This window comes from Streptomyces sp. NPDC001068 (genome assembly GCF_042897315.1).
Lineage (GTDB): Bacteria > Actinomycetota > Actinomycetes > Streptomycetales > Streptomycetaceae > Streptomyces.
Map to the genome: position 1 here is coordinate 58359 of NZ_JBIAYD010000022.1, position 17438 is coordinate 75796.

Sequence of the window (17438 nt, forward strand, 5' to 3'; positions counted from 1 at the left end):
GGGTGCGTGTTCCAGCCGGGTGGCGTCCGGGGCGCCTACGATCGGCGGAGTGGGTACCCGTGAGCAGTCGACGGCCGGCGGTGCGGCCCCGGGTCGGACCGGCCGGGTGGGTGGCCTGGCAGGGGCGTGCCACCCCGGGCCTGCCGTGGCGGTCACGGCCTTGATGGCCGCGCTGGCCGTGACCGCCGGTCAGGGCGCCGCGCGTTGTGTCCTGACCGCATCCGCGGTTCTCAGTGGGCAGTTGTCCGTCGGCTGGGCCAACGACGCGTTCGACGCGCGCCGGGACATCGCCTCCGGCCGCCGTGGCAAACCCGTCGTCGACGGCACGGTCGGTGTGGCGGAGGTGTGGGTGGCCGCGTATGCCGCGCTGGCGCTGTGCGTGCCGCTCTCGTTCGCCTGCGGCCTGTGGGCGGGCGCCGTCCACCTGGCCGGGGTGGCGGCGGCGTGGGGGTACGACCTGCGGCTCAAGGCGACCGTATGGTCCTGGGCGCCGTACGCGCTGGGTTTCGCCGCGCTCCCGGCGTTCGTGGCGCTCGGGCTCCCGGGGCAGCCGTGGCCGGCCTGGTGGGTTGTCACTGCCGGTGCGCTACTGGGGGTCGGAGCCCATCTGGGCGACGTACTGCCGGACATCCGCGCGGATCTGGCGACGGGCGTTCGCGGATGGCCGCAGCGGTTGGGCGCGGACGGCGCGCGGCTGCTGCTGCCGGTTCCGCTGGTGACCGCGTCCGCTGTTCTGGTGCTGGGGCCCGCCGGAGGTCCCGGCAGACGGGGAGCGGCGGCGCTCGCGGTGGCCGGCCTGGTCGCGGTGGCCGGGACGGTGCTGGGACGCCGCCGCCAGAGGGCCGCCTTCGCGGCAGCCGTTGCCGTGGCGGTGGTGGACGTGGCCTTGCTTCTGTTGCGCGGCACCGGGATCGCCTGATCGCCCCGGATCCAGGGCGTGTACAGGAAGTGGATCAAGGTGGTGGGTGATGGCCGCTCCTGTACCAGGACTCGAGCTGCCGACGGACCACCAGGGAGAACGTCGAGCAGGGAAAGGCCGCTTGGCGAAAGCCGAACGCGCTGAAAAGCAGGCGGAATGCGATGCCTCGTCGTGGCAGCACCGGATGCCCCTTCTGGAGCGGACCGAACGCGCAGTCGCCTGGGGCGTGCTCTGCCGCTACCAGCTTCTCGCCGTCGTCTACACCGCCTTGGTCCTCGACGGTGAGACCAGGGAGGCGGAGTGGGCAGAGACCGCTGACCGAGGTCTGGTGCCGGTGAGCCCGGACCGGGACTCCTGATGGCCGGCGGTGCGCCGGTTCTCGGCGTACCGCCGGCCGCCGCCGCATTCCCCGGCCGCGCACTCGCTTCCGCCGGGGTGAGCAGACGCGGGCCCGCTTCGGGCTGACCGGACGACATGACGAGTTGGCCCGGCAGATCCCGGCGCTGACCCGCACTCCTGGCGTCGGGCTGACCCGTCCGCTGTGCGGACCGTCCCGGTCACGATCGATGCCCTCACAGGTTCCGACATGGTGGAGTTCTGGCGTGCCCTGCTCGGCTACCGGGACCGCGCGAACAACGACGAGGACCTTAATCGACCCGCGCCGGCGCGGGGCACGTTTCCACCTGCCCGCTCCATGAGTGACACGGGGGCCGCGGGCACACGGAGCGGTCGTGTCACCAGCCGGGCGAACCGGTACCTGCCGGTATAGGCGGGGGACGAGAGACCGGCTCGTGGCAACGCCTGCTGCCGTGCGGCGTCCGGGCCCGTCTGCGTCGTGGTCTTCCGGATCTTCTCCGCCGTCTGGCCCTTCGATACCACCGGCCGATGCCGTTCTCGACGCCGTCGTAGAACAGCGAGAGGCGTGCCGACCGGGGCGGCCGGCCGCTGCTTCGGCGCCGGGCGGCCAGGCACGTGTGGAATGCGCCGACGCAGGCCGAGTCACACCTTCCACGCAGACTCGTCCGGCCTGGGAGAGATGCGAGGGCATTCGAGTGCGCGCACTATGGCGGTGACACCGCATGGCGGAAGAGGACGTCCGACGTCTCCGCGTGTTCCAGCGCTGTGCGAGCGCCGGGTACGAACACCGGCAGGCGCTCTCGGGGCCGCGTGAGGCGGCTGTGCGGCACATCGACCGTTCCCGTGGAAGGGGCCTGTCCATGGCCGTCCACCATCAGTTGATCCGGCGGCCGCCGCACGTGGTGTGGGCGGTGCTGGCCGCCCCGACGTGTTATGGAGACTGGGTGGTGGGGACCACCGAGTCCGTGCCACTCGACCGGACATGGCCGACCGTCGGCTCCAGGCTCCGCTACACCGTGCGGCTGGGTCCGTGGTCGGCGGACGGGGTGACGACCGTCCGCCACCAGGAACCGGAAAGCGAACTGGAACTGGAAGCCTCGTTCAAGCAGCTGGGCACCGCGAGGATCTTTCTCCAGCTCAGGCCGTGGGGCAAGGAGGAAACCCTCGTCATCTGCGACGAGCACCCCCTGCGCGGCCTGGGCGGCACCCTCCACAACACAGCCAGTGAAGCGCTGATCCTGCTGCGGCATCGTGGCATGCTGGCCCGCCTGGCCAGGCTCGTGGAACAGGGTTCTGCCGAGCAGGTCGACGCCGGGGCCGGCCATGCCTGACGCCGTGGTGATCGGTGCCGGCCCCAACGGGCTGGTGGCGGCGAATGTACTCGTGGACGCCGGGTGGAGCGTGGAAGCCCTGGAGGCACAGCAGGAACCCGGAGGCGCCGTGCGCAGCGATCGCGGTGTCCACCCCGACTACGTCTCCGACCTTTTCAGCGCCTTCTACCCGCTGGCCGCCGTGTCCCCGGTCCTCGCCCGCCTGGATCTCGCGGCCGAGGGACTGCGCTGGAGCCACGCCCCGCGCGTGCTGGCCCACCCGCTCAGGGACGGGAGATGCGCCGTGCTGGAGCGCCGGGTGGAGGAGACCACGGCGGGGCTGCAGACATTCGCGCCGGGTGACGGCGATGCGTGGCTGCACATGTACGAGGCGTGGAGCCGTGTCGGGCCGCACCTGGTGCAGGCCATGTTCACGCCTTTCCCACCGGTCCGCCCCGCGCTTCGTCTGGCGGCGGCGTTCCGGGCCGCGGGCGGACTGCGGCTGGCCAGGAACCTTGCCCTGCCAGTGCGCCGTCTGGGCGAGGAGGAGTTCCGGGGTGAGGGCGGACGGCTCCTGCTGGCTGGCAACGCCTTGCACGCCGACCTGGCGCCCGAGGCGGTGGGCAGCGGCGGGTTCGGCTGGCTGATGTCGATGCTCGGACAGAGCCACGGTTTCCCGGTACCCGTCGGCGGGGCCGACGCCCTGACCGCGGCGCTCGTGCGCCGTTTCCAGCGACGCGGCGGCGTTCTGCGGTGTGGCGAACGCGCCGCGTCCGTGGTCGTACGGCGGGGCAGGGCGGTGGGCGTCATAACGGCGGCCGGGGACACCGTCGGCGCTAGCCGCGCGGTGCTCGCGGACACGTCGGCGCCGGCCCTGTACCGGGAACTGGTGGGCGAAGAACACCTTCCGTCCCGCCTCCTGCGGGACCTGGAACGCTTTCAGTGGGATTTCGCGACCTTCAAGGTCGACTGGGCCCTTTCCGACTCGGTGCCATGGACGGCTCCGCAGGCTTCCGGCGCCGGAACGGTCCATGTGGCCGACGGCGTGGACGGCCTGACCCGGTTCGCCTCGCAGATCGCCATGGGCCAGGTCCCCGACGAGCCGTTCGCCCTGCTCGGACAGATGACCACGGCGGATCCCAGCCGCTCCCCGGCCGGCACGGAATCGGCCTGGGCCTACACCCACGTTCCGCAGATCGTCGCCTCCGACGCCGGCTCAGACCGCATCACCGGCCGCTGGGACGCCCGTGAACAGGAGGCCATGGCGGACCGTGTCGAGGCCCAGGTGGAACGGTTCGCGCCCGGCTTCCGTACCCGGATCCTCGCGCGCCGGATCCTGGCCCCCGCCACCCTCCAGGCCATGGACGAGAACCTTCACAACGGAGCCATCAACAACGGCACCACGGCCCTGTACCAACAGGCCCTCTTCCGCCCCGTCCCCGGAACCGGCCGCCCCGAGACCCCGGTGAAGGGCCTCTACCTCGCCTCCGCGGCCGCTCACCCCGGCGGCGGAGTCCATGGAGCTCCCGGAGCCAACGCCGCCCGGGCCGCGCTGGCACACTGCGCACCGACCATCCTCCTCCACCGGGCACAACGACTCTGAACCGCTCGGCAGTACAGGACTCCCGGGTGGGCACCAGGGTGCCATCCACGACGAGCACGGTGTCCCAACGGAACCGTTCGTGGGACCGAAGCGCGAGCCTCGGGCCGAGATCCTGGATGATCCGGCAGGCCGCCGACACGGAGACACCGAACAGCGGAGCCGGCTGACACAAGGTCAAGTACGTGCGCCACCAGTGTATTGACCCGCAGGGTTGTTCACGCGGGTGATGGGTGGCTGTCCTCCGAGTGCGGTGTGGCTTCGGTGATGGTTGTAGCTGTGCAGGAAGCTGTTCAGTGTAGCGTTGCGTTCGGTGTTGCTGGTGTAGGGCCGTAGGTAGGCCCATTCGTCGAGCAGGGTGCGGTTGAAGCGTTCGACCTTGCCGTTGGTCTGTGGCCGGTAGGCGCGGGTGAGTTTGCCGGCCGGCTTCGAGAGACCGGCTGGTTGTTCATGGCGTGGTCGAGAGGGGGTGGGTGTGGTGGCGTACGTGGTTGCCGACGGCTGAGATCGCCTGCTGGGCCTGGGGCAGGAAGGAGGCGAAGTGCTGCCAGATGTGGGGTGCGCCGGGGAAGATCATCAGTTGTGAGTCCACGCCTGCCTGTTCGGCGCGCCGGTGGAGGGCGAGCGCTTCGTCGTGGAGGATTTCCTCGGTGCCGACCTGCACCAGCAGGGGTGGCAGGCCGCTGAGGTCACCCAGCAGGGGTGAGGCGTAGGGGTTTCCGGGGCCGGCGTCTGCGAGGTACTCGGCGGCGGCGGTCTGCAGTTGTGCCTGGGTGAGGAAGGGGTCGCGGTGGGCGCGTTCGGCCATGGAGGGCGAGCCGACGCGCAGGTCCACCCAAGGGGAGAGGACCGCCGCGCAGGCTGGCAGCGGATGCTTTTGGTCTCGGAGTCTGAGCAGGGTGGCCAGGGCCAGGCCGCCGCCGGCCGACTCGCCGGTGATGGCGAGGCAGCCGGGGGAGGTGGCGCCGAGAAGGGCCGTGCAGGCGCTCTGCGCGGCGTCCAGGGCGGCTGGGAAGGGGTGCTCTGGCGCGAGGGGGTAGTCGAGTAGTGCCACGCGCGCGTGTGCGGCTGCCGCGATCCGTGCGGCTGTTTCGAGATGGGTGTCCGGCGAGCCGAGACGGTAGGCGCCGCCGTGCAGGTGCAGCACGACGCGTTGGGGTTCGGGCCCGGGTGCGCTGACCCATGTTCCGTCCGCGAAGCCCAGCGGCTTGGTGACGGTGCCCGGTGGGGTGGGGAACTGGCGTGTCCACTGCACGTAGGCGGCGCGTTGTTGCGCGACGTCGGTGCCGCTCTCGGTGGCTAGGCGCGCCAGCAGCGCGTGTGCCTGTCGCATGGCACGGTTCATGGCGTTCTCCCGGAGTGCGGAGAGGTGTCACAAGCGGTCGAACACGGCGCGGACGTTGTCCTCCAGCACTGCGCGGACCTGTTCGGCGGGCAGATCCGCCTCGCTGACGTACCGGACGGCGCGGGTGTACAGGTCGCCCTGGAAGTAGGGGTAGTCGCTGCCCAGCACGATGCGGTCGGCGCCGAAGGAGTCGATGGCTTCGCGCAGGGCGGGTGCGTGGGCTCCCACCGTGTCGAACCACATCCGTCGCAACAGGGTGCTGGGAAGAGCGGGAAAGGCCTCGTGGTAGTGCAGATAGTTGTCGTCGATCCGCTGGAGCAGGAACGACAGCCCGCCGCCGAGGTGGGGGACGACGAACTTGATGCGCGGGTAGCGCGTGGGGACGCCGGCGCGCAGCAGGTGCAGCACGCCGACGGCGTCCTCGAAGGGCGCGCCCACGATCCAGGTCAGCCCGTGGTCGGCGATCTGGGGTGAGTCCAGGTCGCGGCCCGCGGCGTGGACGAAGACGGGGGCGGAGCGATCGTCGAGGGCTGCCCAGTACGCCTCGAAGGACGGGTCACCCAGAGTGCGTCCCAGGACGGTCGTACTGACGGCTGCGCCGGCGAAGCCCAGGTCGTCCAGGGCCCGCACGGTCTCCTTGACCGCTTCGTCGGTGTGGGGGAGGGGTGCGGCCGCCAGAGCGGCGAAGCGGCCGGGGTGTGCGGCGACCAGCTCGGCGTAGCGGTCGTTGACGAAGCGCGCGGCCTCCACGGCGTTCCCCGCGTCCTCCAGGTAGGGCATCTGCGGGGCCGCCGACAGGATCTGCAGGTCGACACCTGCCGTGTCCATCATGCGCAGCCGCGCGTCGATGTCCCCCTCGGCGTCACCCGCGCAGGGGATCCGGGCTATGTCGGTATGCCGCGAGCCGTGGGCTGTGAGCAGATCGAGGTAGTCGGCTGGGAAGTAGTGGGCGTGCACGTCGACGCGCATGGGTCTCTCCGTTCGAGCTCCGGACCATCTTTCTCCACCGTACACCTGTACGTATGAAAAACCGGTACAGCCATACCGGATAGTGAATCCCTGACCCTGAACGGTCCGCTGTACCGTATGGACATGGTGGAAGGCAGGAGACGCCGGCGAGCGGGCGGAGCCCGGCGAGAGGCGACGCTGGACGTGGTGCTGGACGTACTCGCGACCAGGGGATTCGAAGGAACACGCTTCCTCGACATCGCCGAAGCGAGCGGGATCGCCATCAGCACCCTGCAGAACTACTTCGGCTCCCGCGAAGACATGCTCATCGAGGCACTGCTGCGCCTGACCGCGCGGGAAGTCGCCGAACTCGAGAAGGTGGCCGCATCCGAGCCCGGTCCCTGGCAGCGCCTTGTCGCACTGCTCGACCGGTCCCTGCACACACCCCGACCGACCCACATGGCCCTCGTAGAGTTCTGGCACACAGCGATCCGGGACGACGAACTGCGGCAGGCAAGCAGCGACGTCCAGACCCGCTACCGGAACCCGTTCGTCCAGGCCATCCAGGACGGAGCCGCCCAGGGCGTGTTCACCACTTCCCGCTACACCGCGGAAGACATCGCGGACTACGTGCTGGCCACTCTGGCCGGTCTCATCATCCCCAGCGCCATCGGCCAGACCCCCCCTTCGCCCGCAGCCGTGCACGCGCTCCTGCTCGACCAGCTGGGCACGATCCTCGGCGTCACCTACGAACAGACCCGCTGACCTCGGGTCACCGAGTCGTCGGGCCCGCAGGTGATCGCTCAGCAGAACTCGGCGCGGGGCGTACGACTACTGAAGTAGGCGAACCCCCGTCCGACGGCCGAGGCAGGGGCACCTCGACCTCGCATACGTTCGTGGCATGTACGACAACGAGCCGTTCGACCTCGACGCCTATCTGGAACGCATCGGATGGGACGGAGCCAGGCGCGCCGGCCTTGCGACCCTGCGGTCAGTGCACCTGGCCCACGCCTTGTCCCTGCCATTCGAGAACCTGGAGCCGCTCACCGGCACCGCTCCCTCCCTCGCCCCCGGAGACCTGATCGCCAAACTGGTCCGGGGACGACGTGGGGGCTACTGCTACGAGCACAACACCCTCCTGCGGCTGGCCCTGGAGGGGCTCGGCCTGACCGTGACCGGGCTGGCCGGCCGGGTCGTGCTCGGAGCGCCGAGCGTGGAGAGCAGGCCCCGCACGCACATGATGCTGCGGGTGACCGTGCCCGGTGACCCGCAGTCCTATCTGGCCGACGTCGGCTTCGGCGCGGCCGGGGCGCTTCTGGAGCCGGTCCCGCTGATCCTGGGCGAGGAGTACGACGGTGCGGGCCGACGACACCGGTTTGTGCGCCTGCCGCACGACGGCCCCCTGGAACTGTGGGCGCTCCAGGCCTACGACTTCGCCACGGGGGACTGGGCGAGCCAGTACGCGTTCACCCTGGAACCGTTCGCCGCCTCCGATTTCGAAGTGTTCAACTGGCACGTCGCCACCAACCCACGCTCGCCCTTCACGCGACGCCCCTACCTCCAGCGGACTACTCCCGAGCGGCACCTCGCTCTCGATGGCGCTGTTCTGGTCGAGACTCACGCCGACGGCTCGGTGAACAAGCGCACCCTCGCCGATGAGGCCGAGGCGCGGCGCGTGGTGAACGAGGAGTTCGGGATCGCCGTGCCGGAGGGTCTCAGAATGCTGGGCTGACCAGCACCCGTGCGCGCGGGCTCAACTCGGCCGGTTGTGGGGCGGGTTCGCCCGCCCGGCGAACTAGGACGTGTCTCTCGACTTCGGTGAGGCATGGGAGGCGCCCGATGCTCGTAGACTCATGACGTGGCATTCATGAGCACCCCGCACTGCTGCTTCCTGTGATCGGAAGAGTTGAGGGCGATGCCGGACGGCGTCGCCCTCCTTGGCGTGCCTGTCGCATGAACCACGCTCCCGACGCTGCCCCGTCGTCCCTGAGGCAGTGACGCTCCGAGCGCGCGCAGGCACGGTCTCTTCCCCTCACCGTTGCCAGGAGTGCCTCGTGCCCATGTCGCTTCCCCCTGCCCTCGAACTGTCCCTCGACCTGCTGCGCTGCCCAACGTGCCGCACGCGCCACCTGCATCCCGGCCGCGGCGCACTGCGCTGCCCGGTGGGCCACACCTTCGACATCGCCCGCCACGGCTACGCCGGCCTGCTGACGGGCACCCGTGCCACCAGCGGCGATGACACGGCCATGGTCCAAGCCCGGAACCGCTTCCTGTCCACCGGTATCTACGTGCCCATCCGCGACGTCGGGGCCCGCCTGGCGGCCGACGCCGTCTCTGAGCAGGCCACGGTCGTGGACGTGGGGTGTGGCACGGGCTACTACCTGGCCGGCGTACTCGACCGGCTGCCCGGCGCCCGTGGTCTGGGACTGGACACGTCGGTGCGCGCACTGCGCTCGGCAGCCCGAGCCCACGACCGAGCCGCAGCGGTGGCCTGGGACATCTTCCGTCCCTTTCCGCTCGCCGACGGGGTGGCCGATGTCGTGCTGGACGTGTTCGCCCCACGCAACCCGGCCGAGTTCCATCGCGTGCTCCGGCCGGCCGGTCGGCTGATCGTGGTCCGTCCCACCGAGCGGCACCTGGCCGAGCTTCGTGACCGGCTGCCTGCGATGGTCACGATCGACCCGGCCAAGGAACAGCGCCTGCACCGGGCGCTGGCCCCATTCTTCGAGAGCACCGTCACCGAACAAGTGGAGTACACCGCGCCCTTGACCAGGCTGGACGCCTTGGATCTGGTGGCGATGACACCAAGCGCACGCCACATGAGCCGTGCAGACCTCAACGATGAAGGTCTCCTGCCCGATGAGGTCACCGTCTCCGTGCTGGCCACCGCCTACCAGCCTCGGTGACCACGAGCGGGCGCATGCGCCTACTGACCGACGATCAGTGGGCGCAGGGCGAGTACCAGCCGCCGCCGGTCAGTGCGCACTTCGGGCTGACCTCGGGGCGGTGATGGCTTCGGCCAGGAAACGCGGTCAACGACCAGGTCGCGGAGATCGGTGCGAAGGTCGTCCGTGGTACCCCGGGTGACAGCCTCGAGCCGCTGGACACGCTGCTGAACCTCGACGGTGTCGTGAAGCCGGGGATGGGTTGCGACCGACAACGCCTGGTACTCGGACATGGCCTTGTGCCTGTACAAGATGCTCGGCTTCCGGTTCGCCGCGAGCTTCCGTGACCTCGCGGATCAAAGGTTCTGGCGGGCCGACCCGCCCGACGGCGAGGCGCCGGCCTCCGGGTACGGGCCGCTGGAGGCCGTCGCCCGCAACAAGGTGAACCTCGAGCGATCGCCACGCACCGGCCGGACATGCGACGCGTCGCCGGGTCGCTCATCACCAATCAGGTCCGGGCCCACGACCTGCTCCGGATGTTCCTGCTTGAATGCCACCACAGCTGGCCGCCCTCGGCCTGGTGCTCGACGCCGTAGTGCTGTGGAACACCCGCTACCTCGACGCGGCCCAGCTCCGCGCAGAGGGCCACGAGATCAAGGACGAGGACGTCGCCCGGCTCTCCCCGCTCAAGGACCGGCACGTCAACTTCCTGGGCCGTTACCTGTTCAACATCAAGGCCCGCGGCCCCGGCCGAGGCCTACGTCCTTTGCGGGACCCGAATCCCGACGAAGGCGACGGCGCCGAACACTGGGGCGCGACGGCCGACGGTCAGTCAGCGTGGCTGGTCACGCGGGCCTTGCTGCCGTGGGTCAGGGTGTTGCGCAGCTGCCGGCGAGAGCCGCGGAGGGTGGCAGTGGGGGCGGTGAGTACGGCGAGACAGGCGATGACGAGGGCGATACCCATCCATCCGGCGGCGGGGAGGCGTTCGCCGACGACCAGGACGGCGAGTAGGGCGGCGACGGCCGGTTCGAGCAGGGACAGGGTGGTGGCGGTGCTGGCAGGTACGTGGGTGAGACCCCAGCCGAAGAGCACGTATCCGGCGAACATGGGGACAAGAGCCATGTAGGCGCCTACGGCGGCGTTGGACCAGGATGCGAGGAGAGGGGCGCCCGTGGTGAGGAGGACGGGCAGGAGGAGCAGGCCCCCGAGTCCGAAGACGGCGCCCATCGCCGCCCGGGCGGGGACCTGGCGGGTGATAAGCCGGTGCGCGGCCCAGGAGTAGAGGGCGTACGTGGCAGCGGCGACAAGGCCGAGGCCGATACCAAGCAGCGTGGTCGCCACGGACCCGTGCCCGGTACTGCCGGTCGCATGGGAGGCCTCGGCGACGCAGAGCAGGATGGTGCCCAACAGGCCGAGGGCGGCTGCGAGCATCCAGCGGCGCGTGAGCCGGTGACCGTCCATGACGCGTTCGATCACCGCGGATGCCAGTGGAGCGGCACCGATCGACACGACCGTGCCGACGGCGACTCCGGCCAGGTGCATGGAGCTGTAGAACGCCAGGGGATAGACCGCCACTGAGGTGGCGCCGAGCAGGACCGTGCCGCGCTGGTCGTGCAGCCGGGCTGCGTGGCGGCTGATCTGCGGTGCCGCTATGAGGGCCTGGAGCAGTCCGCCGAGGCCCATCGCGGCGGCCCCGATCGCGAGCGGGCCCACGCCGGGAGCGAGCGTGGCGGCCGTGCCCGTCGTACCCCACAGGACGGAAGCGGCGAGCACGCACAGGGCCCCGACGCCCGCGGACCGGCCGCGGGCGACGCGGCTCACAGCCGGTCCAGCAGCGCCGCAGCCATCGAGCGGGCGTGCTGGACACGGTCGCCTTCGCCTTCCAGGCCGGCACGGACCATCGCCCCCTCCAGGAGAAAGGACAGGTGCTCGGCGGTCGCGTGCGCTTCGTCGGGACGGCCTGGCAGGAGCTGCTCAAGGTGACCGGCGATCAGCTGCTCGACCTCCTCCTTGTGGGCGCGGACCACGGTCCGGCCCTCGTCGCCGGCCGGGAGCTCGGCGGCGGCGTTGAGCAGGCCGCAGCCGCGGAAGCCATGCTCGTAGGCGAAGGCCGCGTGATCGGCGTACGCGTCAAAGACGGCCAGCACCCCCTCGCGCGGTCCGCCGGCGCCCTCCAGCCGGGCCTGGTACAGGCCGAGCCACTCCTCGTGCCGGGCGTCCAGGTAGGCGCGGACCAGGTCGGCCTTGGAGGAGAAGTTGTTGTAGAGGCTCATCTTCGCCACGCCGGCCTCGGCGGTGATCGTGTCGATGCCGGTCGCAGCGACCCCATCCGCGTAGAAGCGACGGGCTGCCGCCTCCAGCAGACGCTGGCGGGCGCGACGCCGCCGCCCGGTCCCGGCCGTGCTCACATCAGCCGCGCTCATCACAGTCCAAATTAGGTAGGTAGGTCTACCTAGAATATCAGTGGAACCGTGACGGTCGCCGAGCAACCTCGACATCACCACCCCCGGCGGCCGGCTCGTCTTCCATTGCTTTGCAGCCCTCGCGGAGTTCATCCGCGAGGGCGGCATCATCGGCACCAACGAGGGCCTGCCCGTACGACGCGGCCGCGGGCGCCTCGTGGGCGCTTCGAGCTGGTCGACCACGGCGCTGCGCGTATCAGGGTGTCCGCGGTCTGGATCGCCTGGTCGTTCCGCGGCATCTCCACCAGTTCGTCCGCCCGGTCGGCACCGGACCGGTGGGGAAACGGGTCCGCCTGGCAGCTGAGTGGTTGTCAGCGGTGAGGTGGTGCGGGGGTCAGGCGCGGGCGCCTGCGGGCAGGTCGCCCATCTTGTTCACGACTGCGCGGGAGAGGACTGCGCTGGTGCCGGTGAGCATGCCTGCCTCGCCCATCGGGGTGTCCTTGATGAGGTAGCTGCGTTCTCCGAGGAACAGGTGGGTGTTGCGGTCGAAGATGTATTCGGTGCGTTCGCCGTCCGAGACGTGGGCGACGGCCTCGCCGTGCCGGCCGGCCGCGTCGACGGAGTCCTTGACGAGGACAACACCGGGGATCTTCGCGGCGGCCCGCCAGATGGCGGAGGCCACGTCTGCGGGGACGATCGACTCGGACACGGTCTCGCCGACCCAGTCGAAGGCGGCCGCGTCCTTGCCGGGGGCCTGACCGCGGGTTGCGGAGTAGATCTGCTTCAGCAGTGTGTCGGGGTCCGTGGACAGCTGGGCGATCTGCGGGATCGTACCCGGCGCCGGAGGCTCCGACCCTGCATCGGGGTTGATCACGCCGGCGCCGCTGTTGTGGATGGTGATGTTTTGGCCGCCCTCGTGGATGAGGCCGTTCTTGGAGGGGTCGGCGGCCAGCCACACCTCGCGCTGGTGGACGGCGTCGAGCTTGCCCGCGCCGCCGATGGTGCGCTGCTTGACCTGGTGGGTGAAGCCGACCTTGCTCTTGACGTAGATGAACTGGTGGGCGCCCACGGACGGGGTCTTCTGCCTGCTCGCGGCGTCCGCGACCTGGCTCAGGAATTCCGCGGCACCGTGGGCCGAGGCGGGCTGCACCGTGATGACCGACGCCATCGCCACACTGTCGTCAGCGGGCCCCGTGCCGGTCCCGGTGACGCTGACCGCGACCGCCGCAGCGACCAGAGCGGCGGCAGGCGCGGCGATCAGGCTCCAACGCGGCATGCCGCGCCTGGCCGCGGGAGACGGCTGCGTCTGCGTGCCGGTCCGGGTGACCTCCTGCATCAGATATTCCTCAAGACGTTGAGACCGGGCGGGGGAGATACCCGGTGTGCCGGGGCGCGGGAGCAGGTGGGACAACTCCTGGCGCTCGGCCTCGTCACCATGCTGGGAAGCATTCATCGGGCTTTCTCCTGTGTCGACCGGACCGCGGGTCCGCGGTCGCCCTGTATCTGTCGGACGGGTGCGGGCGGTTCCATCCTTTTTCCGGCGCGATTGAGTTCCTGTTCGGTCAGTTTGAGCAGACGTGCCCGTGCGCGTGACAGGCGGGAGCGGACGGTACCGACCGGGATGCCGAGAGCTTCGGCGGCCTCGGCGTAGCTGAGGTCAGACCAGACGCACAGCATGAACACGTCGCGGTCCGAGCGGCGCAGCCTGGACACCGCCGCTCTGGCGGCCGCGAGTCTGTCGGTGTCGTCGATGCGCTCGGCGATCTCGTCGGCGAAATCCGGGACGCTCTCGGGTGCGGGGAAGCGGGCCAGGGTCTGCTGGTGTCTGCGCGCTGCGCGGCCGCGGTTGCGCAGGACGTTGGTGGCGATGCCGTAGACCCAGGGGCGGACGCTCTCGTCGCCGTCCTCCAGCCGCCCCCGCAGGCGCCACACCTCGAGGAAGGTCAGTGACACGGCGTCCTCGGCGGCCGACCAGTCGCCCGTGGCGCGGTAGGCGTGCGCGTAGATCGCCTGGCCCAGTTCCTGGTACAGCTGGCGGAAGGCTTCGGGATCGCCGGCTCGCAGACGAACTCGCAAGGATTGCTTCACGCACGTACCTGTCGCATACACGGGGCCAGTTCCCGTGAGGTGGATCACAGTCAGATGAGGCACAGCAGGACTACGGCGTCCCGGTGGGACTTCTCAATGAGAGGCCTCACGCGGCCCGTTCGCCGCCGACTTCGGTCGGCAGCGCCCCGAGATGTCGTCGCAGCACCTCACCACCGACTACGACACCGGCCCCCGGCCAATCGGCGGCACCTCAGCGTCGGCGGCCGCCACAAACCCCTCGCCCCGCGCGGTGGCCGACCGCCTGGATACCTGCCTCGCCCACCGCCACCGGACATGGCCCGCCACCGCCAACCCTCACCTGTTCCTCAACCGGGTCACCGCGACTCTACGCAACGACCACGGGCGGTTCATCGACCAGGTCTTCTGGGGCTGTCACTGTGGCGACGGCCCACTTGGCCACCTGAGCACCCGAGCACTGGCCAGGCGGTCGGGTGCTCGGTCGTTCAGGCGGGTACTGCCTGGTCCAGGAGGGTCTGGAGGTACAGGCCGCGGTGGGCGTCGAGTTCCGTGGGGACGCCGGTGCGGACCGCGGTGGCGAACTCGCGGCGCAGGATCGGCCAGCATTCCTCGTGGTCGATGCCGGCCGTGTCGTAGGACAACGGCTTCTGCGCGCCGAAGAGTTCGACTCGGGTGAGGGCCTTGGGGACCTGGACCGCGCCGGACAGGGACGCCTGGCTGACCGCGCCGTTGGCGTGTTCGCAGGTCAGTTCGATCCAGCGGCGTGGATCGCCGGTGCCGCGGATCGAGGTGATCGGGCCGACGGCGGCGTCCAGGAGGTCCAGCAGATGCGGGCCGAGGTCGAGCAGCGCGCCGTGTTCCAGGCGCCAGCCGGTGGCGAACTCCCCTCCCAGGAAAGCACCGTGGAGGTAGTGGGAGCGGGCACCGGAGATGTCGAGCCCGCGGGCCGCGTCCAGAAAGGCCCGGGTGGTGGGGTGGTAGCGCTTGGTGAGGACGAGCTGAGAGATGACACCTGCCTCGGCGATCGCGTCGGCCACACGCCGGGCCGCCGTCACGTCGGGGCCGAGTGGTTTCTCCAGAAGCAGGGCCTTGCCCCGCTTCGCGGCCAGCGGGGCGAGCTCGGCCTGGACCGCCGGCGGGACGGCGAAGGCCACCGCCTCGCAGTGGTCGAGCAGTTCCTCGAACTCGGCGGCAGCGTGCGCGCCGTAGGGGGCGGCGGTCTCGCGGGCCGCTTCCTGGCGGCGGGCCCATACGGCGGTCAGGCGGGTCTCGGGGCCGGCGGCCAGGACGCGGGCGTGCATGGTGCGGGCCCAGGGGCCGGCGCCGACGAGCCCGACGGCGACGGGTTCATCGCTCCAGCCGGTTGCTGTGGCGTTCATGGTAGGCGGCTTCCTGTCTGTGCGGAGTTCGGCGGGCTCCGGCGAGACCCGGTCAGCGGGCCAGTTCGGCGAGGGCCCGCCGATGTGGCGGTTCGGTTTCGGCGGTGACGTCACCGTGTCAGGTGGGCCAGCCGGGCGTCGGCGCTCGCGGGAGAGTAGAGGCATTCGACGACCATCGCTCCCGCCCCGAGCAGGCCGGCGTGGTCGCCGAGGTGGGAGGTGAGGACCTGGAGGTTGGCTGTGGCGCGGGGCATGGCGCGCTGGTAGAGCAGTTCGCGCACCCCGGTCATGAAGGGGACGCTGGACAGGTCGCCGGCGAGCATGAGCACGCCGGGGTTGAGCAGTGTGACGACGGTGACGAGTACCTCGCCGACCCGGCGTCCGGCCTCCCGGGTGAGGCGGTTGGCGTCGGGGTGGCCCTCGCCGAGGAGTTGCCTGACGTCCTGGCCGGAGGCGGTGTCCAGGCCGAGCGCGGACAGTTCCCGGGCGATGGCCCGGCCGCTGGCCACGGCCGCGAGGCAGCCGTAGCCGCCGCACATGCACAGGGCGTCCGGGCGGTCGTGCAGCCGGATGTGCCCGATGTCGCCGGCACCGCCGTCGACGCCGCGGAACACCTCGCCGCCGATGACGACGCCGGCGCCGATGCCGGTGGACACCTTGACCAGGACGAAGGCCGAGCAGTCGCGGTGGCCGGCCTGCTGCTCGGAGAGTGCCATCAGGTTGGCGTCGTTGTCGACGAAGACGGGCACGGGCCGGCCGTCGGCGCGTTCGTCGTGCACGTGTTCGGCGTAGGCGCGCTGGAGACGTTCCCGCACGGGGTAGCGGTCCCAGCCCGGCATGATGGGGGGTTCGATCACGCGGCCCGACTCCCATTCGACCGGCCCCGGCACGGACAGCCCGATGCCCGCCACCCGGGCCGGGGTTGTGCCGGCCCGGGTGAGCAGATCGGGGAGCCAGGTGGCGAGCCGGTCCAGGACCGCCTCGGGTCCGTCGGTGATGTCCAGCGGTGCGGTGGTCTCGGCCAGGACGGTGCCGGCCAGGTCGAGCACGGCTACGCGGGCGTGACGGGTGTCGAGGTCGACGGCGATGACGCAGGCGTGGCCCGGGTCGAACTCGATCCGACTGGACGGCCTGCCTCCGGTGGAGGTTCCGGAGACATGCCGCAGCCAGCCCACGCCGCCCAGCAGGTCGAGCCGCGCTCCGATGGTCGAGCGGGACAGCCCGGTGACGCGCTGCAGGTCCGCACGGGTGTTGGCCCGGCCGCTGCGGATGATCTGGAGCAGTCCGCCTGCGCTGACCTGGCTCGGCGTGATCATGGTTTTCCCCCTTGATGTCAGCTTTTGTCCGCGCCGCTGGTCAGGCCCTCGGTGAGCATCCGTTCGGCGGCGAAGAACAGAACTACCACGGGGATGGTGAGGACCACCGATCCGGCCATGAGGATCGTCTTGGGCACCTCGACGCCGTTGGACAGCTGGGACAGTCCGAGGGACACGGTCCACCGGTCGGGGTTGGCCGCCAGGAACAGCAGAGCGAACAGGAACTCGTTCCAGGCGATCATGAAGACGTACAGTCCGGTCGCCATCAGGGACGGCAGGGCGAGCGGCAGGATGACCTTGCGGATGGTCTGGAGTCTGCTGGCTCCGTCGATGGCTGCCGCCTCCTCGATGGAGGCGGGGATGGTCACCAGGTAGTTGCGCAGCATGTAGATCGACACCGGAACGGTCTGCGCGATGTAGACGACGGCCAGACCCATGAGGCTGGAGGACAGGCCGATCTTGGCGAAGATCACGAAGAGCGGGACGGCGAGCAGGGTCGAGGGGAAGAGGTAGACGGCGAGGAAGAGCGCGCTGATCTGGCGGTGGCCGAAGAACTTCAGCCGGCTGACGGCGTAGGCGCCGGGCACCGCGGCGAGCAGTGTCAGCACGACCGTGCCGAACGACACGAGCGCGGAGTTGATCAGGAAGTTCAGGAAGCCCTGGCCGCCGTCGGAGGTGGGCCGCAGCACGTCCCGGTAGGTGGTGAGTGTGAAGTCCTTCGTCGAGACCCACAGCGAGCCCGGGTCGAGGAGCAGCGAGTCGATGGGCTTCAGGGACAGCAGCACCATGTAGTAGAAGGGCAGGATGGTGATCACCGCGAGGAACGCGATGACGACCCAGCGCAGGACCCCGAAGAACTTGTCCTCGAAGCGGGCCCGGGTCAGGGCGGGCCTTGCGGTCGCGGGCTTGG

General features: G+C 70.5%; 16 protein-coding genes and 3 pseudogenes. 8 read left to right on the forward strand and 11 right to left on the reverse strand.

From position 1 onward, the window contains the following. The first annotated feature begins 49 nt into the window (after window positions 1-49). From ACFY3I_RS40675 to ACFY3I_RS40690, 4 genes are all read left to right on the forward strand, one after another. Complete coding sequence (locus tag ACFY3I_RS40675) at window positions 50-919, forward strand: UbiA family prenyltransferase (protein WP_390865985.1); 870 nt, start codon at window positions 50-52, stop codon at window positions 917-919. A 184-nt stretch (window positions 920-1103) separates the two neighbouring features. Next, on the forward strand, window positions 1104-1277 hold the full coding sequence (locus ACFY3I_RS40680) for a hypothetical protein (protein WP_390865986.1): 174 nt from the start codon (window positions 1104-1106) through the stop codon (window positions 1275-1277). Between the two features lie 859 nt (window positions 1278-2136). Beyond that, window positions 2137-2607: an SRPBCC family protein gene (locus ACFY3I_RS40685; RefSeq protein WP_390865987.1), complete on the forward strand. Its 471-nt coding sequence runs from the start codon at window positions 2137-2139 to the stop codon at window positions 2605-2607. Further along, the gene (locus ACFY3I_RS40690) at window positions 2600-4189 is read left to right on the forward strand and encodes a phytoene desaturase family protein (RefSeq protein WP_390865988.1); all 1590 of its coding nucleotides are present in this window, start codon (window positions 2600-2602) and stop codon (window positions 4187-4189) included. The genes ACFY3I_RS40685 and ACFY3I_RS40690 overlap by 8 nt, the downstream gene beginning before the upstream one ends. Window position 4190: 1 nt before the next feature. Here ACFY3I_RS40690 and ACFY3I_RS40695 read toward each other — a convergent pair. From ACFY3I_RS40695 to ACFY3I_RS40710, 4 genes and pseudogenes are all read right to left on the reverse strand, one after another. Beyond that, window positions 4191-4382, reverse strand: a pseudogene (locus ACFY3I_RS40695) (transposase family protein); the annotation flags it as partial. Then, window positions 4364-4597, reverse strand: a pseudogene (locus ACFY3I_RS40700) (integrase core domain-containing protein); the annotation flags it as partial. The pseudogenes ACFY3I_RS40700 and ACFY3I_RS40695, both read right to left, overlap by 19 nt. A 37-nt stretch (window positions 4598-4634) precedes the next feature. Continuing rightward, window positions 4635-5519 carry an alpha/beta hydrolase fold domain-containing protein gene (locus ACFY3I_RS40705; protein ID WP_390865989.1) on the reverse strand — a complete coding sequence of 295 codons (885 nt, stop codon included), beginning with the start codon at window positions 5517-5519 and terminating at the stop codon, window positions 4635-4637. Between the two features lie 39 nt (window positions 5520-5558). Continuing rightward, window positions 5559-6500: an amidohydrolase family protein gene (locus ACFY3I_RS40710; protein WP_390865990.1), complete on the reverse strand. Its 942-nt coding sequence runs from the start codon at window positions 6498-6500 to the stop codon at window positions 5559-5561. Between the two features lie 123 nt (window positions 6501-6623). Here ACFY3I_RS40710 and ACFY3I_RS40715 point away from each other — a divergent pair, with 123 nt between their 5' ends. The 4 genes and pseudogenes from ACFY3I_RS40715 to ACFY3I_RS40730 form a co-directional block, all read left to right on the forward strand. After that, the gene (locus ACFY3I_RS40715; protein ID WP_390865991.1) at window positions 6624-7244 is read left to right on the forward strand and encodes a TetR/AcrR family transcriptional regulator; all 621 of its coding nucleotides are present in this window, start codon (window positions 6624-6626) and stop codon (window positions 7242-7244) included. Between the two features lie 136 nt (window positions 7245-7380). Next, on the forward strand, window positions 7381-8211 hold the full coding sequence (locus tag ACFY3I_RS40720; protein WP_390865992.1) for an arylamine N-acetyltransferase: 831 nt from the start codon (window positions 7381-7383) through the stop codon (window positions 8209-8211). A 322-nt stretch (window positions 8212-8533) separates the two neighbouring features. Beyond that, window positions 8534-9385: a methyltransferase domain-containing protein gene (locus tag ACFY3I_RS40725; protein ID WP_390865993.1), complete on the forward strand. Its 852-nt coding sequence runs from the start codon at window positions 8534-8536 to the stop codon at window positions 9383-9385. Between the two features lie 119 nt (window positions 9386-9504). Continuing rightward, window positions 9505-10142, forward strand: a pseudogene (locus ACFY3I_RS40730) (Tn3 family transposase); the annotation flags it as partial. A 50-nt stretch (window positions 10143-10192) separates the two neighbouring features. Here the strand turns inward: ACFY3I_RS40730 and ACFY3I_RS40735 are convergent. The 7 genes from ACFY3I_RS40735 to ACFY3I_RS40765 all read right to left on the reverse strand — a co-directional run bounded on the left by ACFY3I_RS40735 (window position 10193) and on the right by ACFY3I_RS40765 (window position 17412). After that, window positions 10193-11137, reverse strand: a complete 945-nt coding sequence (locus ACFY3I_RS40735) for a DMT family transporter (RefSeq protein WP_390866021.1) — start codon at window positions 11135-11137, stop codon at window positions 10193-10195. Between the two features lie 44 nt (window positions 11138-11181). Beyond that, window positions 11182-11787: a TetR/AcrR family transcriptional regulator gene (locus ACFY3I_RS40740; protein ID WP_390865994.1), complete on the reverse strand. Its 606-nt coding sequence runs from the start codon at window positions 11785-11787 to the stop codon at window positions 11182-11184. A 373-nt stretch (window positions 11788-12160) separates the two neighbouring features. After that, window positions 12161-13219: a CU044_5270 family protein gene (locus ACFY3I_RS40745; protein ID WP_390865995.1), complete on the reverse strand. Its 1059-nt coding sequence runs from the start codon at window positions 13217-13219 to the stop codon at window positions 12161-12163. Next, window positions 13216-13854: an RNA polymerase sigma factor gene (locus ACFY3I_RS40750; protein ID WP_390865996.1), complete on the reverse strand. Its 639-nt coding sequence runs from the start codon at window positions 13852-13854 to the stop codon at window positions 13216-13218. The genes ACFY3I_RS40745 and ACFY3I_RS40750 overlap by 4 nt, the downstream gene beginning before the upstream one ends. Window positions 13855-14318: 464 nt before the next feature. Continuing rightward, window positions 14319-15212, reverse strand: coding sequence for a Gfo/Idh/MocA family protein (locus ACFY3I_RS40755; protein WP_390865997.1), 894 nt, complete (start codon window positions 15210-15212; stop codon window positions 14319-14321). 110 nt (window positions 15213-15322) lie between these two features. After that, window positions 15323-16528 (reverse strand): ROK family protein, encoded by a 1206-nt coding sequence (locus ACFY3I_RS40760; protein WP_390865998.1) that lies wholly within the window; start codon window positions 16526-16528, stop codon window positions 15323-15325. Between the two features lie 17 nt (window positions 16529-16545). After that, window positions 16546-17412 (reverse strand): carbohydrate ABC transporter permease, encoded by an 867-nt coding sequence (locus tag ACFY3I_RS40765; protein ID WP_390866022.1) that lies wholly within the window; start codon window positions 17410-17412, stop codon window positions 16546-16548. Window positions 17413-17438: the final 26 nt, after the last annotated feature.